At 45.8% G+C, this 24,552-nt stretch carries 17 protein-coding genes; 4 read left to right on the top strand and 13 right to left on the bottom strand.

Features of this window, described 5'->3' with window-relative positions:
• Window positions 1-436: 436 nt before the first annotated feature.
• The 5 genes from EXU57_RS21430 to EXU57_RS21410 all read right to left on the bottom strand — a co-directional run bounded on the left by EXU57_RS21430 (window position 437) and on the right by EXU57_RS21410 (window position 9,333).
• Window positions 437-1,795: a DUF418 domain-containing protein gene (locus EXU57_RS21430; RefSeq protein ID WP_133270313.1), complete on the bottom strand. Its 1,359-nt coding sequence runs from the start codon at window positions 1,793-1,795 to the stop codon at window positions 437-439.
• Window positions 1,796-1,819: 24 nt separating this feature from the next.
• The gene (locus EXU57_RS21425) at window positions 1,820-3,280 is read right to left on the bottom strand and encodes a DUF418 domain-containing protein (protein ID WP_133270312.1); all 1,461 of its coding nucleotides are present in this window, start codon (window positions 3,278-3,280) and stop codon (window positions 1,820-1,822) included.
• Between the two features lie 375 nt (window positions 3,281-3,655).
• The gene (locus EXU57_RS21420) at window positions 3,656-6,892 is read right to left on the bottom strand and encodes an error-prone DNA polymerase (protein ID WP_133270311.1); all 3,237 of its coding nucleotides are present in this window, start codon (window positions 6,890-6,892) and stop codon (window positions 3,656-3,658) included.
• Between the two features lie 202 nt (window positions 6,893-7,094).
• A complete protein-coding gene (locus EXU57_RS21415) occupies window positions 7,095-8,597 on the bottom strand; it encodes a Y-family DNA polymerase (RefSeq protein WP_133270310.1) in 1,503 nt (500 codons plus the stop codon).
• Between the two features lies 1 nt (window position 8,598).
• Window positions 8,599-9,333 (bottom strand): ImuA family protein, encoded by a 735-nt coding sequence (locus EXU57_RS21410; RefSeq protein WP_133270309.1) that lies wholly within the window; start codon window positions 9,331-9,333, stop codon window positions 8,599-8,601.
• Between the two features lie 253 nt (window positions 9,334-9,586).
• Between EXU57_RS21410 and EXU57_RS21405 the strand changes: the two genes are divergently transcribed.
• Window positions 9,587-10,468, top strand: a complete 882-nt coding sequence (locus tag EXU57_RS21405; RefSeq protein WP_133270308.1) for a sugar phosphate isomerase/epimerase family protein — start codon at window positions 9,587-9,589, stop codon at window positions 10,466-10,468.
• A 382-nt stretch (window positions 10,469-10,850) separates the two neighbouring features.
• Here the strand turns inward: EXU57_RS21405 and EXU57_RS21400 are convergent, their stop codons facing one another.
• Window positions 10,851-11,660: a class I SAM-dependent methyltransferase gene (locus EXU57_RS21400; protein WP_165958232.1), complete on the bottom strand. Its 810-nt coding sequence runs from the start codon at window positions 11,658-11,660 to the stop codon at window positions 10,851-10,853.
• Window positions 11,661-11,826: 166 nt separating this feature from the next.
• Between EXU57_RS21400 and EXU57_RS21395 the strand changes: the two genes are divergently transcribed.
• On the top strand, window positions 11,827-12,639 hold the full coding sequence (locus EXU57_RS21395; protein ID WP_133270306.1) for a DUF1206 domain-containing protein: 813 nt from the start codon (window positions 11,827-11,829) through the stop codon (window positions 12,637-12,639).
• 23 nt (window positions 12,640-12,662) lie between these two features.
• On the opposite strand, the gene EXU57_RS21390 is transcribed toward EXU57_RS21395, so the two are convergent.
• A complete protein-coding gene (locus EXU57_RS21390) occupies window positions 12,663-13,799 on the bottom strand; it encodes a Gfo/Idh/MocA family protein (protein WP_133270305.1) in 1,137 nt (378 codons plus the stop codon).
• 241 nt (window positions 13,800-14,040) lie between these two features.
• On the opposite strand from EXU57_RS21390, the gene EXU57_RS21385 reads away from it, so the two are divergent.
• Entirely contained in the window at window positions 14,041-15,069 is a 1,029-nt protein-coding gene (locus EXU57_RS21385; RefSeq protein WP_133270304.1) for an alcohol dehydrogenase catalytic domain-containing protein, read from the top strand.
• Window positions 15,070-15,197: 128 nt separating this feature from the next.
• Window positions 15,198-15,689, top strand: a complete 492-nt coding sequence (locus EXU57_RS21380; RefSeq protein WP_133270303.1) for a DinB family protein — start codon at window positions 15,198-15,200, stop codon at window positions 15,687-15,689.
• 234 nt (window positions 15,690-15,923) lie between these two features.
• Here the strand turns inward: EXU57_RS21380 and EXU57_RS21375 are convergent, their stop codons facing one another.
• The 6 genes from EXU57_RS21375 to EXU57_RS21350 form a co-directional block, all read right to left on the bottom strand.
• Window positions 15,924-18,383: an outer membrane beta-barrel protein gene (locus EXU57_RS21375; RefSeq protein ID WP_133270302.1), complete on the bottom strand. Its 2,460-nt coding sequence runs from the start codon at window positions 18,381-18,383 to the stop codon at window positions 15,924-15,926.
• A gap of 521 nt (window positions 18,384-18,904) precedes the next feature.
• The gene (locus tag EXU57_RS21370; protein ID WP_243745682.1) at window positions 18,905-20,059 is read right to left on the bottom strand and encodes a BamA/TamA family outer membrane protein; all 1,155 of its coding nucleotides are present in this window, start codon (window positions 20,057-20,059) and stop codon (window positions 18,905-18,907) included.
• Window positions 20,060-20,198: 139 nt separating this feature from the next.
• Window positions 20,199-21,470 (bottom strand): RNA polymerase sigma factor, encoded by a 1,272-nt coding sequence (locus tag EXU57_RS21365; RefSeq protein WP_133270301.1) that lies wholly within the window; start codon window positions 21,468-21,470, stop codon window positions 20,199-20,201.
• Window positions 21,471-21,473: 3 nt separating this feature from the next.
• Window positions 21,474-21,812, bottom strand: a complete 339-nt coding sequence (locus EXU57_RS21360) for a YciI family protein (RefSeq protein WP_133270300.1) — start codon at window positions 21,810-21,812, stop codon at window positions 21,474-21,476.
• A gap of 204 nt (window positions 21,813-22,016) precedes the next feature.
• Window positions 22,017-22,697, bottom strand: coding sequence for a LytR/AlgR family response regulator transcription factor (locus tag EXU57_RS21355; protein ID WP_133270299.1), 681 nt, complete (start codon window positions 22,695-22,697; stop codon window positions 22,017-22,019).
• A gap of 263 nt (window positions 22,698-22,960) precedes the next feature.
• Entirely contained in the window at window positions 22,961-24,490 is a 1,530-nt protein-coding gene (locus tag EXU57_RS21350; protein ID WP_133270298.1) for a sensor histidine kinase, read from the bottom strand.
• Between the last annotated feature and the right edge of the window lie 62 nt (window positions 24,491-24,552).

Genomic DNA, 24,552 nt, shown 5'->3' with positions numbered 1-24,552 from the left:
GATACTGCTTGAAGTGGTGTACTACTTCCATAACATAGGATTGCTTCGTAAACTCGCAATGACGAGCTTGAAGAGATTGCTTCGTAAATGAACAAGGACGGATTCTGCTTGAAGTGGTGTACTTACTTCCATAACATAGGATTGCTGCGATGCGCTCGCAATGAAGACCTTGAAGAGATTGCTTCGTAAACTCGCAATGACGATACAGAACATGGGATTGCTTCGTAAACGCGCAATGACGATCTTGAAGCAGAGATTGCTCCGTAAACTCGCAATGACGACCTTGAAGCAGAGATTCTTTCCTGCCAATGGTTATTGCTCAACATGGTTATGCCATTGAACGGAGCGTCGCCCGTCCGAGTGGCGCAGCCGGGCGGGCAACCATCGACGCCATGTAAACCAATGCCGGCGACCAAAAAATCTCCCCGGTTCCGGTCTATTTGCGCATAGGCTGCAATCGCCAATAGGTAAGCGAACGCCACAGCCACTCGAATGGCCCAAAGCGAAAATACCTGAGCCAAATGGCTGAATAGATGATCTGGAAAATCCAGACTGCAATTACCACATAATACAATTGATAATACCGCAGTTCATTGTATTTGCTCAGTCCATAACCATAAAAAAAGAGCGTACAAATTATGCTTTGCATCAGGTAATTGGTAAAGGCCATCTGCCCAACATTAGAAAGGGCCTTCATCAACCAGGGCACTACTTTCGAGCGATAGATTAACAACAACAAACTCGCATGACCCAGGCATAACAGCAACCTCCTGAGGTCGTACAATATTTCGTGCGTCATGCTGTACCTGTCGAGATAAGGACCTAAATTCCTGGAGCCAACCCATCCTTTACTGAACATGATATAACTGATCGGTATCCCGAGTCCATAACCAATCAACAGCGTCATCGTGTAGTTTGAGGTGGACAACCGGTTGGAGAAAAAGCCCCACATGAACAGGCCCATCCCGATAAACATCATCATGAGCATATCCCATAATCCATGGTACATTCCCCAGGTTTCGCTGCCGGAGTTACGCGGAATGAAATCACTAAAGATTGTTGGATAACCCGAGTCCATCGTTCGCAGGTCGGTTCCAATCCGCGAGGTATCGGGCTTTCGCCGTTCTTCTATTCTAAGCCATTCTGCTTTAGCCTCTTTTTGTTTCTCGGTTAATTTTTTGTTTGCCTTTTCCGCCGCAATTGCCTCAACATACGCCATCCTTGGCGCCCGGAATTCCTGGTACGATAACACCCCTTTAAGCATGCCAATACCCATGCACAAAAGGCCGATCAGCACGAGCCATTTTGGATCCAGTTTCCGGAATGGAAAAAGGAGCATCCCACACAGCCCATAGAAAAATAAAATGTCGCCGATCCAAAGCAACACATAGGCGTTGAACACCCCAAATAATACTAACCAAAGCAAACGCCGGTAATAATATTCGGCAACGGTTACGCCACCCGGTGCTTCCTTTTTGTTCAGCGTAAAGAGGATCATTCCGGCACCAAACAACATCGAAAACAAACCACGCATGGTTCCGCTAAAAAATGTTTCAACAACTTCGAGGGTGATGTAATCTGCATTGCGTGGAGACCCTTTTAGTATAGGATCATAAACACTCCAGTGAATGCCAAAACCCGGAATATTCATCATAAGAATACCCAGTAGTGCTACACCACGGATCATGTCGACCGTTTGTAAACGGTCAGCGCTGTCTACCGGTTTGGTGGTTACGGTTGCAGGCGTTGCAACTGTTGCGATAGTATTGGTTTCAATTGCGGTAGGAAGTTCCATAGTGGTAGGGTAAACGTGGATGTATCAGGATAAAGCGATCGTGGATTCAAAAACTTTGTTGCGCCGGTTGGTAATCCATCGTTTGTATACCAAACACCGCAACAACCATTCTGCAGGACCGTAGGAGAAATGTGATAACCAAAAAAAACTAAATACAAGATTAACCAATACCACTTCTGCAGCAACTACATACAACTGCCACTGTTGCAACCGTCCGAAGTAGCCAAGACCCAAACCCGTAAAGAAGAGCAGGCATATAATACTTTGCAGCAGGTAATTACTAAGCGACATTTGCCCCGCAAGGGCAAAAACACGCCACACCGGTTTTAATACCTGAACCTTTACCAGCAGAAGCATCATACTTGCATATGCCAAAGCCAGGGCTAACATTTCAAAGCCAAACAAAAGGTTATATGGCAGGGGTCGGGTGATGTATTTTTGGTAATCCAGCAGGGCAAGCCGGGTGTAGTGAAGCCTGAACCAACAACAAGACAGTCCGATTACCAGTCCGGCAGAAGCAATCAGGAGGTAGTTACGAGCAGGAAATCCAGGATCAAAAAAATTAAACTTTAGTAGGGCCATACCCAACAATATGGCAGCCCCCAGCACCCATATACCAAATTGATAAGTCCATTGCGCCTCTCTGCCCTGTGTACCCTGCAACTGGTGGTTCCAGAGTTTGGCATATGAACCGCCCCGCATGGCTTTGTGCTTTTCTTCGTCTTTCTTAGGATCGTATTTGGTGTTTTTTACCAGCCCCAGCCAGGCCTCTTTCTCGTTTTTCTGTTTTTTTGTAAGTGTGTCTTTTACCTGTTTAGCTGAAGTGTCCTTTAGAGCTTTACCGGCAATGGCTCTTGCATTTGCCGCAGAGTCTTTTTTAAACTTTTTTTCCACTTGCGTAACAGCCAGGTACTTGGTGTATACTTCCTGATCGTCAGCATATCGCCAATAATTTTTTCCACTAAAGATTAATGCGGCAAGCAGGGCGGCAACAAGAAGGCCCCTACCTGTAAGCCGCACAAAAGGAAAAAGCAGCACACCCATAAGGCCAAGATGGAAAACGATGTCGTTTGACCATAAGAAAACCAGCGCATTGATAAGTCCGATGGCGATGAGCCACAACTGACGACGCATAAAGAAGTCGGCATTGCGGAGTCGTTGAAATTTGTTGTCGGCAAATAAATACAATAACATACTTGCTCCAAATACGAGGGCAATTAATGTGAGCATTTTACCTTCCAGGATAACGCTCATCGTATTCAGGAGCCAATAGTCCATACCCCCGGATTGTACAGTGATTCCATTTTGGCGGTTTTCTGTAAGGCCACCAAATATCCAGATGCTGATAAACAGGGCACCAGTTACCGCAATACCCCGGAGTACATCGAGGCCAAAAACCCGGTGTAACGGTGAGCCATCGGCAGGAGCTTCAAAGCCGGTTTGCACAGGGGTATATCCGGGGAGATCAGGTGTGAAGGAAGACATGTAAATAGCTTTGGTTGGAAGTGAGTTGCATAAAATACATCAAATCCCTGGTATTTAAAACCATTGAGCACGAAAATGCATGGAGGTAGCAGGGCTTAAACGATTATTGGCCAGGTCTTAACAAATTCTCTCAGCCATTTATACTCCTGAAAATGGGCAGCACAAATACGATTGCCACCCGGTTATCCATCGGGTGTCTACTGTAAAATAAACTATTACTTTACCTGTTTATGCTTCACGAAAACCATCACCAATAATCACCGTATGAAAGTTGTATTTGATATATTCAATCCAGGCGGTGTGATTGAAATCTTACAATTATAACTCCGCTATTAACATGCTTTACCGCAGCATTAGATTAATCCTATTAAACAGCTAACGAAAATTCCGGGCTGCAGGAAAGAGTTCTTCCTGGGTAGTCTTTCGAACCTGGGTACGTTTATTTTGCCCGGGGAAAGTAGGAATAGTATGTGTTTTTTCATCTGCCCTTGCGAGGGTCAGCACCGGCTGGGTCTCGTTTACAGTAGCCGTAAGGTTGCGTAACATTTTAGAGAAGTCGTGACAGGTCTTTACTATAACATGGGTCACCTGGCCTTCCCGCTGCAGCTTGCCTTCTACCATTAACAAACGCGATTGAAGTATTTCTTTCCGGAACCTATCGAACAAGCTTGCAAAGATGACCAGGTTGGCAAAACCCGTCTCATCTTCAATGGTCATAAAACATATCCCGCCAGCAGTACCGGGACGCTGACGAACAAGAACAAGTCCTGCGACCTTTACCAATGCACCATCAGGGATGTCGTTCAGACCTTTGGTGGAAACAATCCGGAGCTGGTCTAACTTTTCACGTACAAAACTAACCGGGTGCGCCTTTAAGGAAAGTGATGTGGAAGCATAATCATGAACCACGTGCTCCGACATACTCATGGTTGGCAGCGAAACATTTTCAATAAGCGAGTCGGGTGAAGGTTGACCGGAAAACAGGGCAATAGGGCGGTCATTGCGTGTTGACACTTCCCACAAAGCCTGGCGTCGGTCGAGCCCCAACGAACGGAAAGCGTCTGCATCAGCCAATTTCTCCAGGGCCGCTTCTGGTACACCAGCATCCCTGAGAGCGTCGATGGTTTTGTAATGCTGTTTTCTACCCGCCAGCAGCAAGTTTATGTCTTCACCCCGCAAACCTTTTATCTGTCGAAAGCCGACCCGCACCGACCTGTATTTACCCGACTGTTCCTCGAGCTTATTGTCCCACATAGAATGATTTACATCAATTGGTCTTACGTCTACGCCATGCTTTCGCGCATCGATGATGATTTGTGCAGGCTGGTAAAATCCCATCGGCATACTATTGAGCAAGGCACATGCAAATACGTCGGGATAGTAATACTTGATCCACGAAGAAACATATACCAGTAATGCAAAACTTGCAGCGTGACTCTCAGGAAAACCATAACTGCCAAAACCCTCAAGCTGCTTGAATACCCTGTGGGCATATTCAAGTTCATAACCTCTTTCGGTCATACCCTTAATCAGCTTTTGCTCAAACTGGGTGACCATGCCCTTTAACTTGAAGGTGGCCATACTCCGCCGAAGTTCGTCTGCTTCTGCAGGCGTAAAACCTGCCGCAACAATGGCAATTTTCATCGCCTGTTCCTGGAACAGCGGAACCCCCAGGGTCCGGCCAAGTATTTCTTTCAGTTCCTTTGAGGGGTATTCAATGGGCTCCTCACCATTACGCCTACGCAGGTAAGGATGCACCATATCGCCCTGGATCGGACCGGGACGAACAATCGCAACTTCGATCACCAGGTCATAAAAGCACCTTGGTCTTAGCCTCGGTAACATGGATTGTTGTGCACGGCTTTCAATCTGGAATACACCAATCGTATCTGCATTGCTGATCATTTCATAAACTGCCGGATCATCCTGTGGAATATTGGCGAGCGTTAGGTCCAATCCATAATATTCCTTTGCAATTTCAAATGCCTTCCTGATACAGGTAAGCATCCCGAGGCCGAGCACATCAATCTTGAGAAAACCAAGTGCATCAATGTCATCCTTGTTCCACTCGATGCAGGTCCGGTTTTCCATACGTGCATTGACGATTGGACAGAGATCAGAGAGTTTGCCCTTGGTGATCACGAACCCGCCGGTATGCTGCCCAAGCTGCCGAGGGAAACCCATAAACTGCTCGGTAAGTTGTAATACCTTCCGCAGGTGTTTGTCACCGGGATTAAGGCCCTGTTCAACCAGGCGTTTTTCTTCAAACCACTCCAGGGTAAACTCCCATATTGAACTTGATAAACGATTGATGGTGTCCACCGAAAGCCCCATTGCTTTGCCAACATCTCTGATGGCTCCTTTTTGCTGCTGCTGGGTAACCGTGGCAACAATGGCCGCCCTGTCGCGACCATACTTTTGGTAGATGTACTGTATCACTTCTTCCCGTCGCTCGTGTTCAAAATCAACATCTATATCCGGTGGTTCATTACGCGCCGAAGATATAAAACGTTCAAACAAAAGATCAAACTTAGTAGGGTTTACCGATGTGATTCCAAGGCAATAACAAACCGTAGAGTTAGCAGCTGATCCACGGCCCTGGCACAATATACCACGCTCTCTTGCAAAGCGAACAATGTCGTAAACGGTTAAAAAATAAGCCGCATAATTCATCTTTTCAATAAAGGCAAGTTCATGGTTGATTGCTGTAATTGTTTTCTCTGGAACGATCTCGCCAAAATGGTTTTTGGCACCTTCCCATGCAAGGTGGGTAAGCTGCTCCTGTGGACTCCTGCCCTGTCCCGTAATTTCTTCCGGATATTCATACTTCAGCGTATCAAGCGAAAACCGGCATGCATCTGCAATTTCCTGTGTGCGTCGTATTGCGTCGGGATATTGCCTGAACAAACGCAGCATCTCATCTATTGGTTTCAGGTGGCGTTCTGCATTTTGATGCAGCTTTAGTCCCGCAGTATAAATGGTACATTTCTCCCGGATACAGGTAAGTATATCCTGCAGTTCACGTCGAACATGTACATGGTAATGAACATCATTTGTTGCTACCAGGGGAACCTCTAAATGGGTTGCCAATTGTGCTAACCGGTGTAAGAGTTTGATATCGTTCCCGAAATACGACCGGCTTGCTGCGATGTATAAGTTATCGCTGAAATGGCTCTTCAAGGCTAATAATTCCTGCCTGAACGAGGGGTCGAAATCGAAGCTTTCGTTCAGTTGGGTTGGTGGCAAAACAATAAACTTTACATCTTTGGAATGGTCATAAACATCTGCTTTGTACAAGTGGCATTCCCCTTTTTCGGCACGGAGATTACCCTTTGTAAGTAAGGCAGAGAGGGACGAATAAGCTCCTGTATTGATTGGAAAGGCAAGTAATGATGGTCCATCCAAAAGGTCGAGCCGGCAACCCACAATTAGCCGTACGCCTTTTGCTTTTGCCGCAACATGTGCGCGTACGATACCGGCAAAACTATTGCGATCAGTAATGGCTATAGACTGGTAGCCCAGGGTGGCAGCTTGTTCAACAAGTTCTTCGGGGTGTGAGGCACCACGTAAAAAGCTGAAGTTCGACGTTACCTGGAGTTCTGTATAGCTCATATCCTATTTAATGATTAATTGAACGAGCGTTCAAATCCGGTATTGCGAATTGAAACGGGACTAGGAATCGCTTACTATGTTAATACTGTTGCTTTGGTGGTGCCTCCATAGTTCCCACCTTCAAAACCAGGATTTTACCCCATAAGATCTAATGTGGTCTGTAAGCTGTTAATATATTTCGCTGCACAGGGTTAATAAACTGCTATGCAAAAAACCCATGTAAAAACCATTGGTATGATGTATCCGCACCGTAGTGCCCCGACCTGAAAAGCCAGTAGCGGCAGCCGTCTTCATCTTCCACATGATAATAGTCTCGATGCAGTCCTTCATCAAGCCACCATTCTCTTTCTATCCGTTCGGGCCCATCTGCTTTTTTAATCTTATGTATCTTTCCTTTATACCGGAATAACATGGGTGGGTAATCGGGTACAGGTGCTGCAACCGTTATGGGTTCTGGTTGTGCCAGCAGCTGAACCGGTCTTGGCCGGTCAAGCCGCCAATCAACTACGGCTTCTTCGGTAAGTGAAACAGCTTCCCGGATCGACCTTTCGGGCCAGTGATGTTCTGCCGGCAGATACCGGTGTATTAATCCCGGTCCAATCCGGTTTACCATACGATCAATTAATTCATTTAAACCCGTATTCTCCAGTCCACCCACAGTCTCCCACAACTTTTCCTGTATGGAGGCTACGTCTTCGATTTTGGGAGCCTCAAGCAAAAACAACTCTATACCCAATCCGGGTTCGATAGTAGGAAGCTTGAATTCAAATAGCTTAAACAAGTGCTGTGCATTATAAGTTCCCCGGTTGGTACCAATTTCTACCTGCTCCACCTTTCCATCAATTCTAAAACATTTTAAAATGGCCTGGCGAAGTCCCTTTTGCTGCTGTTCAAGTTGGTTACACAAACCTTCCAATAATCGCTGCAATGCGATTTCAATACCTTTGGCAGTAACAATCGGTTCAAGGCATGGCAGTCGCTCATGGAATTGTTCAACCGGCACAACAGGCTCTATCCGTTCTTCTTCAGTACCAAGTGCCCGGTCTAATTGCTGTAACAGGTGTTGTCCAAAACGCCGGCACAATGCAGAACGTTGGATATTCATGATGTTGCGAATCTGGTTCAAACCAAGTTTTTGCAACCTGTCGTTAGTTGCTGCCTCCAGGCGGAGGGCAGGGGGCGGCAGGTTCAGTATTGCTTCAGATTGTTGCCCCGGTGCTATAATAGACGCTTGCTCACCAAACCGCGACAAACCCCATGCTGTTCCAATGGTGTCGGCCAATGCCGCTCTTACATGATAACCAAAGCCCTTGATCCTGCTGATCATATCCATGAGATAAGCACGCTCGCCTCCCCACAGGTGGGCACAACCTGTAACTTCCAGGATCAATCCATCTTCGGGGTCAACCGCTACCATGGGGGTGTAGCGGATACACCATTCTGCAAGTTTTACAAGTAGTTTATTGGTGAGTTCGGGTTGATCGTCCAATACTTCTAACGACGGAAATATCGCTCTTGCATCAGCAACCGCCATTCCCTTGTCAATCCCTTGGGTATGTGCGGGCGGGTTTGCAGCGGTTATTACCAAACGCCCATGATCGGGTGCTGCTAAAACAAATGGCACCTCCTTAAGGTGTGGCTGCCGGAGGCTAAACCAATCCGTTTTAAGATAACGGAACCATATCGTAACAAAACGTTTCGCCATACTATCCTGTTTTGCGCATTTCGGCGGGTGCGATAGCTGCCGCTTTTTGCGGAACATGGCGGAACTTTCCGGCGGCCCAGTCGAGCTCCCAGCTCCCCGGTTTGCCATTGCGCACTTTTAACAACGTCACCTTCCAACGGGCAAAACCAACACCGGGAAGGTCCTCAATTGCATCACCGGGAACAGGGCTGATTTTCCATTGGCTAACACAAGCAGTAACCGCAAGTTTGCGGGGCTGTTGCCGGATGATAAACCCGGTTACCTTGCTTTGCTCAACAGCTAATTGAAGCCGGCGGGAAGCGGTAAAACTTATATCGGCTAACTCTCCCACAACAGCAGCAAGACCATCACACTTTAATCCCTCTTCAATTGCCCAGATTACATCCGACTCTTTATGCAGATCAACAAATATGAAACGTGCGGGATCGATCCCGAAAAATTTAAGTGAAGGTGGAAACAGCATCCGGTTCCTGCTGATCCAGAGCGTAACCCCATTGTTGCGCATGAGTGGCGAGAGCAGCCCGGAAATAAATCCTCCCGTTGCGGCAGTCTCCTCCTGGCTTGTGCTGATAAATTCATGAACGGCGCCAAGCGGAAAAGTCTCATTAGGAAAAGCCATATTCACGGGTCCTAGTCCAACATCTACTACCGTACCCGTAGTACAGGCTTTAAACCCTTGCAGCAACAAAATGTCTTTCTGCAACTGGCGGATGATATCTGACTTTTGTGCCTCCATGAACAATAGTTTAATCCCAATTCCGAACTCATTTATTTAGCATAATTACTAATATTTTTAGTATTGCAGCACTTAAGTTTTCCACATTCACCTCCATATGAGTAGGGGCAATGACAACCAGGAAAGTACAGATAGTGATTACACTTAAGGCGAAAACCCGAATACAAAGTTTTTTAAATCAGCAACACCACATCGTAAACGTCAACTGTTTCAACCTCGTTTATTTTACCTAATTTCCTCGCAAATTCTTGCCATGAAAACATCCCTTTCCCGCCGGTTGGCAATTAAACATGGATTGTTCGCCGCAGTTGGCACCTCCCTCCTGGGCCAGGCTACTGCGTCTCCATCCCAGTACAACTTCAACTTACCTGCCGATGACTCGGAGTGGGACAACTTTAAAGTTGGTATAGCATCCTATACGTTTAGGAAGCTTAGCCTCGACGATACAATTAAAGCGATGAAGCGTTTAAACCTTCATTATATCTCTATAAAGGATTTTCACCTTCCGCTCAACAGTACCACTGCCGAAAGACAGGCTGCAATGGAAAAGCTAAAGGAAGCCGGGATTACCCCTTTAAGCTGCGGTAACATCACCATGCAGAACGATGAAGCAAACATCCGGCAGGCATTTCAATACGCCAAAGACTGTAATATGCCGGCTATTGTTTGCAGTCCCCACCCCGACTCAATGCCCATTCTCGATCGAATGGTAAAGGAGTTTGATATCCAGCTCGCCATTCATAACCATGGTCCCGAAGACAAGCGATTTCCTTCTCCATACGATGTTATGAAAGCCGTCCGGGGATATGATGAGCGCATTGGTCTTTGTATCGATGTAGGTCATACGGCAAGGGCTAAAGTAAATCCCGCAGAAGCCATTATAAAATGTAAAGAAAGGCTGTACGACCTGCACTTTAAAGACATCAATTCAACGGAACCTAACGGCAGTACCATTGAGGCGGGGCGGGGTGTACTCGATCTCCCTTCAATTGTTCGATCGCTTCGAAAAATCCGTTACGACAGGCTCGTAAGCATCGAATTTGAAGGGTGGGAAAACGACCCCATACCAGCAGTCGCCGAAACAATCGGGTATGCAAAAGCATTGCTTACCGCAGGCAAGCCAATGCGCAGGTGAGCAGGAATTTAAAAATGTATATTTAAAAATGAAGACCGTCAATCAATGATCTTATTTCCTTGCCAGGAGCTGTGTTTTATGGAAAACAGTTTTCTTGCTAAATACCAACGGATGAAAGCTGGAGTAATGAAATCTATCCTTAAGGATTTTTTGGTGACCGGCAGTTGATCTTCGGGCGACTTTGCTTGCGACGCTCCGTTCAAATTTTAGTTCTTTGTGCAACTGTTTTAGCTACACCACGAGCCAACTGGAACTAGCTTTCCAGGATTACCGCGACAGTGGTATCAGTTAATAATATAGGTGAACCGGAATATTGGCAAGGCAAAGAAAGCCCGAGGAGAATTTAATTCAACGTTGATAATCGTGCAAAATCCCGTACCAATTAAAGCGGCTTTTGTAATACGAAGCGAAAATACCTGAGCTCACCACTTGCCAGTTGCAGGTGAGCCTTCGAACCCTTTACGCCTGCAAATTGCTTAAAAATTGGCTGCAGGCTTTTTGGAATGTGCTCAGTTATCCGCTGCTGCTTTATGGGTTCTTCCAGTTCAATAGCGCGTCGTACATTATCGCTGATGTCTTCCTGCAGCTCCATCCTTAGCCCGCACGTTTTCAATTGCTGGGTGAATAATACCATGTCTGATTTGGTTCTGATATCGGCACACAACAGGTAGCCGCCCGGTCGCAACACTCTTTTAACCTCTGATAAAAATTGTGGTACCGACCCATAAGTATGCGACGATTCAATGTTGATGACCACATCAAAAGATTCGTCTGCAAATGGCAACTGCTCTGCACTACCCCGCACAAATGAAATACCTGCTGAACCAAAATATTCATTGGCAAGTTCAACTGCATTGCCGGCGATATCGAGCCCCGTAATACTTTTCGGATCGAGATAGGTTTTCAGGCATGCCGCCCCGCCACCACGGCCGCTGCCCACTTCAAGCACGTCGCAGCCACCGAGCCGCACCTTCACTGCGAGGTAATAATACAATTGGATAGGATACCGATTTACTTTGTCCTGGGGGTGTAAGGTCAATAATGGTTCACCGGGAGAAGGCGCATAACCGTAATTCATGAGCGACCATTCTTTCGACCTGAAGTACTTTGCCAATAATTCGTAAACCGGCTTCCAAACCAGCCTTCTAAAAGCAGGATAGTCGGTTAGTTTCAGGAATAGACGGGTTATCATAAACAAGGGGATGAGACCAGGGTGGGGGTTGTTCCTAAATATACAGCATCCCGCCTTCATTTAGCAATACTGCGTATGTCAAGCGGTTAGCCGCAACATTATAAGCACGATCTTTAACCATCCACTTGTAAGTTTAAAGCATTACAAGGTTGCATAACCCGCAAGGATGATTGAAAGAAATCATAAAAGGTCTTTCGTGCGCATGTTAGCCGTTTACGGCTGCATATCGAATGGTCTGCTTTATACGTTTATAGGCGTAATCGCATTACTGTCTTTTTTTAAATTACAGGATGGCGGTGCCGATGAGAGCAGCCTGATGGCCTTCCTTCGTAAAAGCACTGCCGGCACAATAATCATCTGGATCATTGTATTGGGCCTGTTGTCGTACATCAGTTGGCGTATCTATGAAACCGTTACCGATCCATACGGGTATGGAAAAAATGCTAAGGGAATAGCCCGGCGCACCGGCATCCTGTTCAGCAGTATCGCAGATGCGCTGATAGCATGGTCGGCCATCAAAACGCTGTTTACCAGGGGCGCTGGGCGAGACACGCAATCTGATGCGCAGCATGAACTCATTCAGAAACTTATCCGTGAAAATGATGGTGCCGGACTCATCGTTGCTGTTGGAATACTGATCTGTATCACAGCCTTTGTACAATTTATCTACCTGTTCTCGAAAACATACCTGGAAAGGCTGGACATCGATCGGTTAAAACCGTTTTATAAGAAATCCATCTCTGTATTGGCCTGGATGGGGTATTGTTCCCGGGGTATCATTGTAGGTATAACCGGTATCTTCTTCATCAGGGCAGGCCTATACAAAAATGCAGACGAGGTAGTCAATACCGACAAAGCATTCGACTTCCTCGGGGATCATATCGGGCACACCAGTTTTATTGTTGTTGCAATTGGAACGGTTGCTTATGGTTTGTTTATGTTTTTACTTGGGCGATATTATGATCCCGATAAAGACTGATCGTTTAACGGCCATTCCCCCGTTTATGCCAGCTTCACGCGCTGCCCGCTTTGTGCTGATTTATAAATGGCTTCCACAATCCTGATGTCGCGCAAACCCTCTTCACCTGGCACAAGCATGGGTTTGCCCTGCATGATCGAAAGGGCGTCATCATCCATTTGTTTTGCTTGTTGAAACGGCACCTGGTAACGGTGGTAAATTTCTCCAAGCGGACTTGTGACTTTCAGACCAGAATAGGCCTGGTAAGGCGCCACTTTGATGACACCTTTCTGGCAGGTAACATCCAGGAAGTTGACGTTTTCTCCAAAGCTTGTTTTAATGTCGGCCATAACTCCACCCGCGAATTCAAGCGTTGCCGTAGTGGTTTCATCAAGGCCATTTTTGTACACCTCCGGCCGCGTGGTTGATGTTCTGGCAGAGACAACAGCAATAGGTTCCATTCCCGTGCCCATACGTGCACCCTGGATCGCGTAAACGCCCATATCGTACAGAACCCCGCCGCCGAGGGCCTTATTTTGTTTCCAATGGGTGGTCCGGCTATCGTAGTAACCTGCCCCACAGCTGACCTTTTGCACATTACCCAGCAGCTTTTGATGAATGATTGCCCGGTATTCCTGGGTATTCTGTTCATGTTGAAGGCGATAGCCTATTGCAAGCTTCACCTTGTTTTTATTGCACGCATCAATCATCGCCTGGCACTCTGCGGCGGTGATGGCCATCGGCTTTTCGCACCAGACATGTTTACCCGCATTTGCGGCCCTGATTACATATTCTTTATGCATGGATGGTGGAAGCACAACATAAATAACATCTATATCGGGATTGTTAGCTACCTGGTCGAAGTTCTGGTAGTTGTATATGTTCTTATCCGGTATATTATACTGTTTTTTCCAGCTTTCTGCCTTTGAGGGTGTGCCGGTAACTATGCCGGCGAGGTAACAATTTTTAGTTTGCTGAAGTGCCGGTGCAAGTAGGTCGGTGCTATAGTAACCCAAACCAACGAGTGCAACACCAAGGCGATCTTTTTTCCGTTGCACCGGAATAGCGGAAAGGGGCGATAAGGCCAGCAACGCACCGGCAGAAAGGAGTGTTTTAAGCGCGTCGCGACGTGATTCTGAGTATGGACCGTTGAAGAGAGTTGTTGATGGAGTATGCTTCATGGTATTAAATTACATTATTTATGGTAAGTAAATATCTCCGCAAAAGCTATGCTGCAAGTTCATAACAGGCGATACTCGCATTGGGGCGTTCGCGCATGAAAGTTGAGGATCATGTACTGGGGTCATCAAGGTTCGTGTTGGGGTTGAACGGGTGATCAGTACAGGAACTTTGCGAGCAAGCTGAAGCCGTACAGGCATTATGGAAGAACAATAATAGATACAATCATCAATACTGAGTTACATGATCAACAGACAAGTCTACCGTATGCCAAAAGCAGGATCGATCAGGAATCTCAAACTGCAAACGGAAGGGTTAAACGAACCAGCACCAGGGGAGGTTTGTGTACAGGTACATGCGGTTGGGTTAAACTTCGCAGATGTGTTTGCAATGCAGGGATTGTATAGTGCAACCCCGAAGGGTTCCTTTATACCCGGTCTTGAGTTTTCGGGGGGGATTATCGCAGTTGGTGAGTCAGTAGAAGAGTGGAACATCGGTGACAAGGTAATGGGTGCAACAAAGTTTGGCGGTTATGTTTCGCACATCAACATCAATCATCGATATGTTATTCCACTTCCTGACACGTGGAGTTTTGAGCAGGGTGCCGGATTCCTGGTGCAGGGACTAACTGCATTTTACGCGCTTACAGAACTTGGCAACCTGAAGCAGGGCCAAACGGTGCTCATCCATAGTGCTGCCGGAGGTGTAGGCATTATGGCAAACCGAATCTGTAAAAAGTTTAACGCCTATACGATCGGGACCGTTGGCAACTCAAAAAAGATGGAGTTTCTCCGGGAGCAGGAAGGCTATGACCAGGTTATTGTAAGGGACGCTGATTTCTACCATAAACTGCAGCGCGCGCTTGAGGGGCGGCCCCTAAACCTCGTGATGGAGTGTATTGGTGGTAAGATTTTAAAAGATGGTTGGCGAGCAATGGCGCCTATGGCTAGAATGGTTGCCTACGGCAGTGCGAGTTTTACTACCCATGGTTCTGCACCAAACTATCCTAAACTGATCTGGAGATACCTGCGCCGCCCGAAGATTGATCCGTTGCGACTGCCTACACAGAATAAATCATTAATGGGGTTCAACCTTATTTACCTGTATGAACAAACGGATATGATGCACGAAATGCTGGTTGCATTACAGGGGTTGCAACTCGAGCCCCAGCATGTGGGCCATGTGTTTTCTTTCGGGGAGATGCACGATGCGATCCGGCTTTTTCAACGCGGAGAAAGTGTTGGCAAAGTTGTGGTTAAACCCACCGGGTAAATGGGATACCGGGTAGAGGATTAAATGATAAAATGTTTTTTAAGATGCCAGAACAGGACTGCCATACTGTTGTCAGTGGGTGCAATTAGTTTTGAATAATAAAATTTCAAACAACTAAAGCATCACGTATGAACGCTACAACAACAGAAAACCAAATTGCTAAAGTAATCACCAGCGCAGAATTACTTGAACACTGGCAGGGTCACAGGCGACTCACAAGAAGGGTAATAGACGCCTTTCCCGAAAAAGAACTTTTCGAATACAGTATTGGTGGTATGCGTCCGTTTGCTGCAATGGTACAGGAACTACTTGCCATAGGCGTTCCGGGATTGAGAGAAATAACCGGTGGCAAAACGGAAGCCTTGAACGAGCACCTGGATGTAAAAAGCAAAGCGGAACTCCTGGAGTTATGGGACACAGCTTCGGAAGACATCAATACGTATTGGACGCAAATTCCAGAGCAACAGTTCCACGACCGGATCGTGACTTTCGGCCAATACGAGGGAACCGTTATTTCATCGATCTTATACTTTATCGATAATGAAATCCACCATCGGGGAGAGGGATATGTTTATTTGCGTTCACTTGGTGTTGAGCCCCCTCCATTTTGGGCAAGGTAAAAGTCTTCGCCTTGACTAACCTTTAACGGTATTAATGTCGTGCTGAATAGCGATAGAATAGTACAAGGGAGTGAAACCCGTCTGACGGCGCAGCGGGCGGGCAACCGGGGCTGAAGAGATACCAAATGCTTAGTACAAAAAAAACCGGATGCGAAATCGTGTCCGGTTTTTTAATTTCGTGAGCGTGCGAATGGGGGTTAACCTTGAAGGATTTTGAATTCAACAACTATACAGTTAATTGGAGCCCCCCACACGGTTTTGTTCTTCCTGTGCGCTGCTGGATTTACGGCGTTGCTGGATGTTTTCACCTTTGCTAAACCGGTAGGTAAAGGTTAGCCCAACCCTCCTGTTATCCCACCTGTTATAAACCACCGCATCGATGTTTCCATAATCGATGATAACAGTTGTTCGTTGGATGTAAAAAGGATCGGTTACGCTTAATTTAAGGCTGGCTTTGTTCTTAAGGAGCTGTTTACCAAAGCCAAAGGATACCACACCCATCGGTTCAATTAAAAACATCCCGGTCTCCTGTGAACGGGTACGGTAAAAACCGGTTACCTCAGCTGTCCATGTTTTAGCAAAGCGAAACTGCTGACTCGAATTTGCCATAAGCGATGTCAGACTAACGTCGAGTGGAAGGTTGTTTACAAGACCCTGGTAATGGTTGTTGTTTACGTTTACAAATACGCTGGTTGTCCACCATTTTGTTACAGGTGCATTATAGCTAACTGCAAGCCCGAGGGTCCTGCGTTTTGCTACATTTTCTTTAGTTTGGTAAGTAACCTTTGTTTGATCGTTTTGCTTTAAAATGTCGTTTAAAATGTCGGTTGTATAAGTATAGTTTAGCGTTGTGTTCAGGGCTTTACGGTAGATATGCGTGAGTTCAACATTGTGTGTAAATTGGGGAGTTAAGTTTGGATTACCCTGGCGAAAAGTATACTGATCGAGGAAGTATTGAAATGGATTCATGTCCTGGTAATTGGGACGTTCCACCCGCCGGCCGTAAGAAAGTCCGAACTGGTTGTTGGCATTTAGTGCATAGCTAAAGTAAGCAGTTGGAAATAACTGGGTATAGTTCTTTTTGAATGTGGTGTCCTTTTGTGTCGGATTACCAAACTGTTTACCTTCGGAAATGGTGTTTTCCATTCTCAGGCCTGTTTGTACGCCTAGCTTTTTGTACTGCCTGCTGTAATTGATATAAGCTGCATTAATGTTTTCTTTATACAGAAAGTGATTGCTGCGGCTATTATCGGGTACCCACTTGGTTTCATTGTGTTCATAAAAGGTATACCGGGCATCGTTATCGGTGGAAACATAGCTGCTTTTTAAACCGGCTTCGAATTTTGCCCCCTTCTTCAATGGCCTGGTATAATCAACACGGCCACTATAAATGGTGATTTCGGCCGGCAGGTTTGCACGTAAAAGAAAAGGGTTCCTGATGAGGGTTCCGCCAGCGAGGTAATTAAAATTATCAGAAGTTTGATTGCTACGGGTATCGTATCGGATTACGTCTGCATCTGCAGTAAGTTCACTTCCGCTCGTGTCTAATATTCTCCTGAAATTAATGGCTGCACCAAAATTTTTCCAACTGCCCTTATTTACCGTTTCGGCAGTATTAAACGAATCGATTACACCGCGGTTACTGAGTATATTGGCCTTGCCCTTGTTTTCCCAATGGCTGGGATTGTTGATGGTATTAATTAAAAAGCCAATGGTTGTTTTTTTATTGATCGCATAATCCATCCCGAACCTGCCGCTGTAATTGCTGCTCCTGTTTTTCTGGTCAGCCTGTTGATCGAATACTGAGGCCACAACTCCGTTGTTATGAAATCTCCTGATGAGGTGTTGGTCGTTAAAACCCGACCAGTAGGAATAACTGAGGTTGGTAAAGAAATTAAACTTTCCCTTTTTGTAGTTGAAGTTGAAACTATTCGGGCTTTTGGGGTAACGGCCCTGCACATAGGATAAGCTTATGCTGCCATTAAAACCCACTTGGCTGTTTTTCTTTGTTCTCAGGTTAATGATCCCTGAGTTGCCCGCAGCATCGTACCTGGCTGAAGGTTGTGTCATGATTTCTATCTGGTCGAGTTGACTAGCCGGCATGTTGCGTAACAGATTGGCGAGGTCCTGCCCGCTTAGATATGTTTGCTTCCCATCCATTAAAACAATGATCCCTTGTTTGCCTTTAAGGCTGATGTTTCCATCCCGGTCAACAGTTATCCCCGGAGACTTTTCCAGCACTTCCATGGCAGTAGCACCTGCGTTGGAAGGCGAGGCATCTACATTAACCACCATCTTGTCGATCTTATTTTCTATCAATGGCCGTTTGGTTTGCACGGTAACGTCGGTCATCGCTTTTGGACTTGCAGGTAAGATAAGGTCGGGAACAGAAATGGTTTGGTCGGCTGAAAGCGTAAAGGCTTTTGCGCTCGCGGTTACATGGCCGACCGAGGAAGCGGAAACGGTGTATTTTCCTGCTGTAATAGCTATGAACACGTATACCCCCTCTTTGTCGGAGACCACGGTTTTAATTTCGGTGTTTGCCGGTAATTGCAACAACGCAACTGTAACTGCAGGTAGCACGTTACCTTTTTCATCTTTTACTACTCCCGTAACCCTTCCCTGTGCCTGAGCCTTATTCGTAAAAGCCACCAGCGGGATCAATACCAATAGCACGTAAATCAGTCTGCTCATCGTTAAAAAATTTATTCTTTTTCAACGGGCAAAGGTTGCCGGATTTGTGTTTAGTAGAAGTCAAAACAGGAAGGAAAATACCTCCCAAGGATAAGGGGTTTTTATTACGGATGAACGCAGACGTTAAAATGCAGGAAGGCGATAATAAACCATTACATTGGAATGTCGTTTACTTAAGCATCAGATAAAAAAAAGCCGAACAGAATAGCTGCAAGTACAAGTGAGTGACACAACGATGCTCAATAGTTTTCCGAACGCCGGCTCCCAAAAAAAGTTCTTAAGTCAACGACATTGCATTACATTGGATAAAGCGGGTTGGCAAGGAATAATGCCTCAATCTGGAATAAAGTCATTTCTTTAAAGGCTCCCGAAAACAAGCGGGTGGTTACGGGTAGGGTCGGGTAGATCCTGATACCAGTAGAGGAGCAGGCAGCTCGACTGCATTAATGGCAATAACGATGCTCACCAACGGATATAGGCTTGTTGCAGAAGTTGTTTGTTGAGGAAATCCTATTGAAGCATCAAAAAGCTTCACCGGTAAAAAAGTAGACCCCGATGCCTTCCTGGGTTACCCCTAAGTCGAGCCTGACAAAGATGTCTTTTTTAGGAAAGAGCAAATACCGCAGACCTGCACCCCCGGTGAGTTTAAGGTTTTTAGCTTCGAAATCGCCTATACGTGGCGCGACGACTGCTGTACCGGCAAATACTGCGGCACCAATGCGTTTACTAAATCCAAAAGGAAGCATACGGTATTCAGCCTGGGCGGCAAGCATATTCTTATCGCGGTAACGGCCATAATAGTATCCACGCATCATGGTTTCGCCACCCATAAATGCCATCTGGTTAAAAGGCACGTCGCCCGTAAAGAAGTTCCCGGTAAACTGAAAGGCAAGAACGTCTCTTTTATTCACCGGTTGGTAATTGCGGAAATCGGCATTAATACCTGTAAATCCATATTTGCTGCCCAACCGGGGTGAGTAATTAAGCAGGCCCACCTCGGCAAAATATCCTTTTCGAACATTCAAGACATTATGCCTGTTGTCGTATACAATGGCGCCACCAAGTCCCAGGTTTGATGAACCGTTGCTACCCGGTGGCATCTCGCGGATAGGATCATCCTTATGGTGCTCGACAATGGTATTATAAAGGCTCTGGTAGTCTATCTCCGGTCCGAGGAAAAGGTTGGGAGCAATATTGCGGAGTACCCGTTGGCGAAACACAAAGTAATTTGCATCGATGGTGGCAGGGTGGTCCTTAATTGCTTTCGGACCAATGCCATAATACAACAAGGGAAAACGTTGAAACCGTGTACGTCCCAAAATAAACCACTTGTCTTTATTGCCATAAATGGCATTTTCGAGCCACAGACCATATTGGCTCTGCAGCGTAAAAAAAGTAAAAGCATTTAATTCGCTGATCCGGTTATTGGTATCTTTATTTGCCTGGAAAAGGTATAAGGTTGTAATACCAATTTCGAGATCGGTTTCGGGCGCATACGCAAGGGTTGGGTAAAGGCGGAAGCTGGGATTGCCAGGTGAAGTCGTGTCGATAATTGAATGATGCAGCAGCCAGTTGAAGCTTTTCTTCAGTACCTGAGCTTTGGTGACATTAACGGTTATTAAAACCATTGCGCAAAGGCATAATATCCGCTTAAAAGAACCCGGTTCAATCAACATAATGTACAGTGTAAAAATATGCGCGCGAATTTAGTAAAACGGAGCGTATGAGTCGCAATGAAGCCTAACAACATTCCGGGCAGAAGGTTGATTCAATTACTAAATCGAATACAGAAGGTGAAATAAAACCATGAACTAATCACAATTCGGAAGGGGTAAAACCATTTACACAAGCCAATAACTTTTGCTGTAGTAACTGTTGTTCGGCAACAGAACGGGTAAGCGATAATGCTTTTTGATAGTGCTTCAACGCCTGTTCATGCTCGTGCAGGTCGAAATAGATTTCGCCGATGGCAGTATGATACAGGTAATAATTTTCGAGTCCCTGTATGTTGTTTAATGCTTCAAGCGCAGTCCTTTTATCTAGTGCATACGAGGCAGCAATGGCTTTGTTTAGCAGGATAAATGGTGTAGGGTGTTCAGTAGCAAGCACCTGGTACAGGTAATAAATAGCTTTCCAGTCTGTATCTTCAAACGACGGGGCAACGGCATGCAGGTAGGCAATGGCCGCTTCAAGATGGTAAATAGAAGTTTCGTGTTGTGTGGCCGTATCGAGAAAGAAATAGCCTTTGCTGATGAGAGGCTGGTACCACTTGCTTCGATCCTGTTGTTTTAGCAGAATAATATTCCCTTGTTCGCCGAGGCGTGCCTTGAGCCGCGAAGCCTGGAAGCAAAAAAGCGCCAACAGCGCATTTGTGCGGGGCAGGTTGGTTGCGGGGGTTTGGGTAAGCAGGAAAGCCAGGCGCATCGCTTCCTCACAAAGATCCTCGCGGATGAGTTGTTCGGGTTGAGAAGAGTTATACCCTTCGTTAAACAGCAGGTATAGCGCATGTAAAACTGCATCGAGCCTTGCCGGAAGCTCGTGCGACAATGGCAATTCCAGGGCGATATTTTCAGCCTTGATTTTTTCCCTGGCCCGGTAAACCCTTTTTGAAATGGTTTCTTCATCACGGAGAAAGGCCCTTGCAATCTCAGGAACACTGAGACCACACAAGGTTTTAAGTACAAGCGCAATTTGCGACTCAACCGGGATAGCAGGGTGGCAACAGGCAAACATCATCCTGAGCAAACTATCTTCAATTTGTCCTTCTTCAAACAGGGATCCATCGGGATCAACCGTGTATTGTTCGTTAAGCCAAACTGCGTGTTGCGCGCGAACAGCACGGAAGGTTTTTTCACGCCTCAGGTAGTCTATGGCCTTGTTTCTTGCTACCCGGTACAGCCATGCGGTGGGGTTATCGGGCAGACCCTTGTAACTCCAGGTATACAGTGCCTGCACAAGGGTATCTTGTGTCAGGTCCTGTGCTGCCCCGAGGTTTTGCAACCCCAGCAGTTTGGATAAAACAGCAATCATCTTTCCCGACTCATGCCGGAAAAGATGATCTACTATTTTGTTAACAGGTTCCTGCATACCCTACATTTCTATCCGCATCACTGGTCGAACCTGTACCTGTCCGCCATATTCATAATCCGGGTAATCACGACAAACACCAACGGCATCTTCCATCGAATTTGCATTGATTACAAAAAAACCACCAACCACTTCTTTGCCTTCGGTGTATGGTCCGTCGGTAACCGCAGTAGGGCTGGTCACAACTTTACCACCGGGTAAAAGCGCCTCACCTGAAACGTATTTACCGTCTTTATCCAGTTTTTCGATCCACTCCATCCATTTTCCCATATTTGCCTGCATGTCCTGTGGTGAGGCATCTTGTTGAATTCCTCCATGAAAGATGAGCATGAACTTTTCCATAACATTTGTTTTGAGTTAAAAATACTTTCTCTTTTGACGAATGAGTATTCACTAACCGGACAAGCAGGCCAAATTTTTTGAAAATATTTTTTTGTGAGCCTTTCCTCTTGATGTATACGGATTGTTTTATTCCATTATAAACCTGGGGAGGTAAGGGATTAGTAGAGTCCATACCTGTAAACGATTTCCACCGGGGCACAATGATTACCTGCTTAGCAGCGCACTAAGTTCCTTACTGTATGCCTCACTTACCGGGATGGCTGTTTTATTAATCGTAACCTGCTGGCGATCGACCTTATTGATCTTGTTTATGGCCACCAGGTAAGAACGGTGAACCCGCGCAAATTTATTGGCCGGAAGCAGTCCAATTGCTTCTGCGAGTGTAATGCGGGAAAGAAGCGAACTATCTTTTGAGACAAATGTCACATAGTTGCCGGTGGCTTCCAGGTACAGGATATCGTCAAAATAAACCTTTACCTGTTCGTAGCCCGTTTTTACATAAAGAAAGTCGATGGGCTCGGATGTGTTCCTGAAGTTAAATAGCTCAAAAGCTTTGTTGCAGCCTTTGATAAAGCGGGAAAGCGAAAATGGCTTTAGCAGATAATCAACTGCGTCCAGTTCGAAACTGGTTACTGCATGTTCAGTGTATGCAGTGGTGAAAATAACAAGCGGCTTTTTATTAAGGCTGTTAAAGAAGTCGATCCCCGACATATCCGGCATTTTGATGTCGAGGAAAATGAGGTCTACATGTTCTTTCTGCAAATATTCCAATGCCTTAAAAGCGTCCGTAAAGGTTGCCTTAAGATCAAGGTAAGGCACCCTGGAAGCATGCGACTTAACGATCTCTAATGCTATTGGCTCATCATCTATTGCAATCGCTTTCATGAAGTATACGGGTGTTAACCGGGTAAGGTTAAAGTTATAACAGCTGCCAGACAAGCTGCGCCCTAAATTAATTTGGCAAATGCATGTTGCCGGAACTTACGGACATATTGGGGTGAATAGTGTTATACCGTACAAGGGAGAGAAACCCGTTCGCACCGCCAGCCCGACAAGAAATCATTCTGCCGGGGGTCCATCCGGGCGGGAACCGGGCCCGCAGCTATCTACGGCCGGCTCCCAAAAACAGACCAGGCACGAAAACCAGTTTAAGTTAATTGCAGTGTAAGGTGTACAAAAAACTGGTTGCTGGTTTCGCGAATAATAAGTTCATGCTTGCGGGGATACAACAGTTGTAAACGCTGTTTAACATTGGTCAGCCCGATCCCGCTTTTGTCTTTTTCCGGATCATTCTGTACTTTAACGTGCTTGGTATTGTAAACGTCAAAGTAAAGTCCCCCATCCTTAACCTCCAGGTTAACTTTAATATGAGAGGGCTCGCGGAAACTTATCCCATGTTTAAAGGCATTTTCTACAAAAGGTATCAATAACATTGGTGCGATCTCAACAGGCATCACCGATGCATGGATATTTGTTTCAATGTTTATTCCGGGGCTTGTATCGGTTCGCAATCTTTGAAGGCTGATGTAATTATTAAGATATTCTACCTCGCGCGCCAGCGAGATTTTGTCCTGCATATTTTCCTGCAACATAAACCGCATCATATCACCAAGTTTTTCGATTCCTTCACTTGTACGCTCAGCTTTTTCCTGTATGGCGGTGCCATAAATGGTATTGAGTGCATTGAACAAAAAATGCGGATTGATTTGAGAACGTAAAAAATCAAAGCTTGCGTTTGACTTTCCGAGCTCTTTTTTTAATACATAAACTTCTTCGTTTCCTTTCAGGTGTTGCTTATATAATACCCACGATAATGGTGCGGTAATGAATAGTTGAAAAAGCGCATTAAAAAGGCTAAAGCTAAAAGCGTCATCATCATCCTGTACGATCAACATAATCAACAAGGCAACCGGCAAATAGGTAACCAGGAGTATCAAAAAAGTTTTTCCGATGTAGAGCAGGAAGGATCTCTTCTTGTTCACCGACCTTGGTATGAGATAGTAAAACGCAAACGAAAACCATATGATCCCGGATGGGATGATGCAGCCCCAGGCTAAGGCTATCTCTTTATCTGCATCTCCTACAACCAGCAGAAACATGGTAATCATCCAAACAATTACGGAAACAATAATCTCACGTGTTACAAATGGGTATCGTGTCCTAATGAGTTCCGAGTTGTATAAGAGATAAATACCCGCATATTTGATCAGGCTGTAAAAAAAGAAAACGGCCGACAACCAGCACGTATACAAAAGGCTCTTTTGAAATATTACATTTTGTGCCAGTACGGGAGAAGCATATTGTGGAAAAAGATGGCCGTCCAACCATGTATCCGCTGCGCCAAAGATTAAAAAAGCGGAAATAAAAACCAGTATAACCAGCAGGGTATTTTTTATCATGGCTTCCCGCTTCAGAAGCCTGGGTATCAAAAGAAAATTGAGCAGCACAAAAGCAGTAAAAAGCGTGGTGTACTTGATGAGTAAGGGAACGAAGTAGTTGGAGTAGCCGTCGAAAGGCACGCCTGCAAGTTCAAACAGAAACATGTTCGGGGCCGTGTCTTTCACAATATTCCCGATGCCTTCGGTTACAAAAAAGAAGATGATAAATACAAATATGGTCGCTGCTCCCCAGAATTCAATCCGGTTAAAATTTGTTGGCTTTTTTATTAAGTCTGTCATGGTATTGTTTAGACTGCAATGCTAGTCCATTAACAAGACCGTGTTGGGTGGAAAGTGACGAA

The organism is Segetibacter sp. 3557_3, assembly GCF_004354985.1.
Lineage (GTDB): Bacteria > Bacteroidota > Bacteroidia > Chitinophagales > Chitinophagaceae > Segetibacter.
Note: the sequence above shows the minus strand (reverse complement) of the source record. Positions and strands in the feature narration are given on the sequence as shown.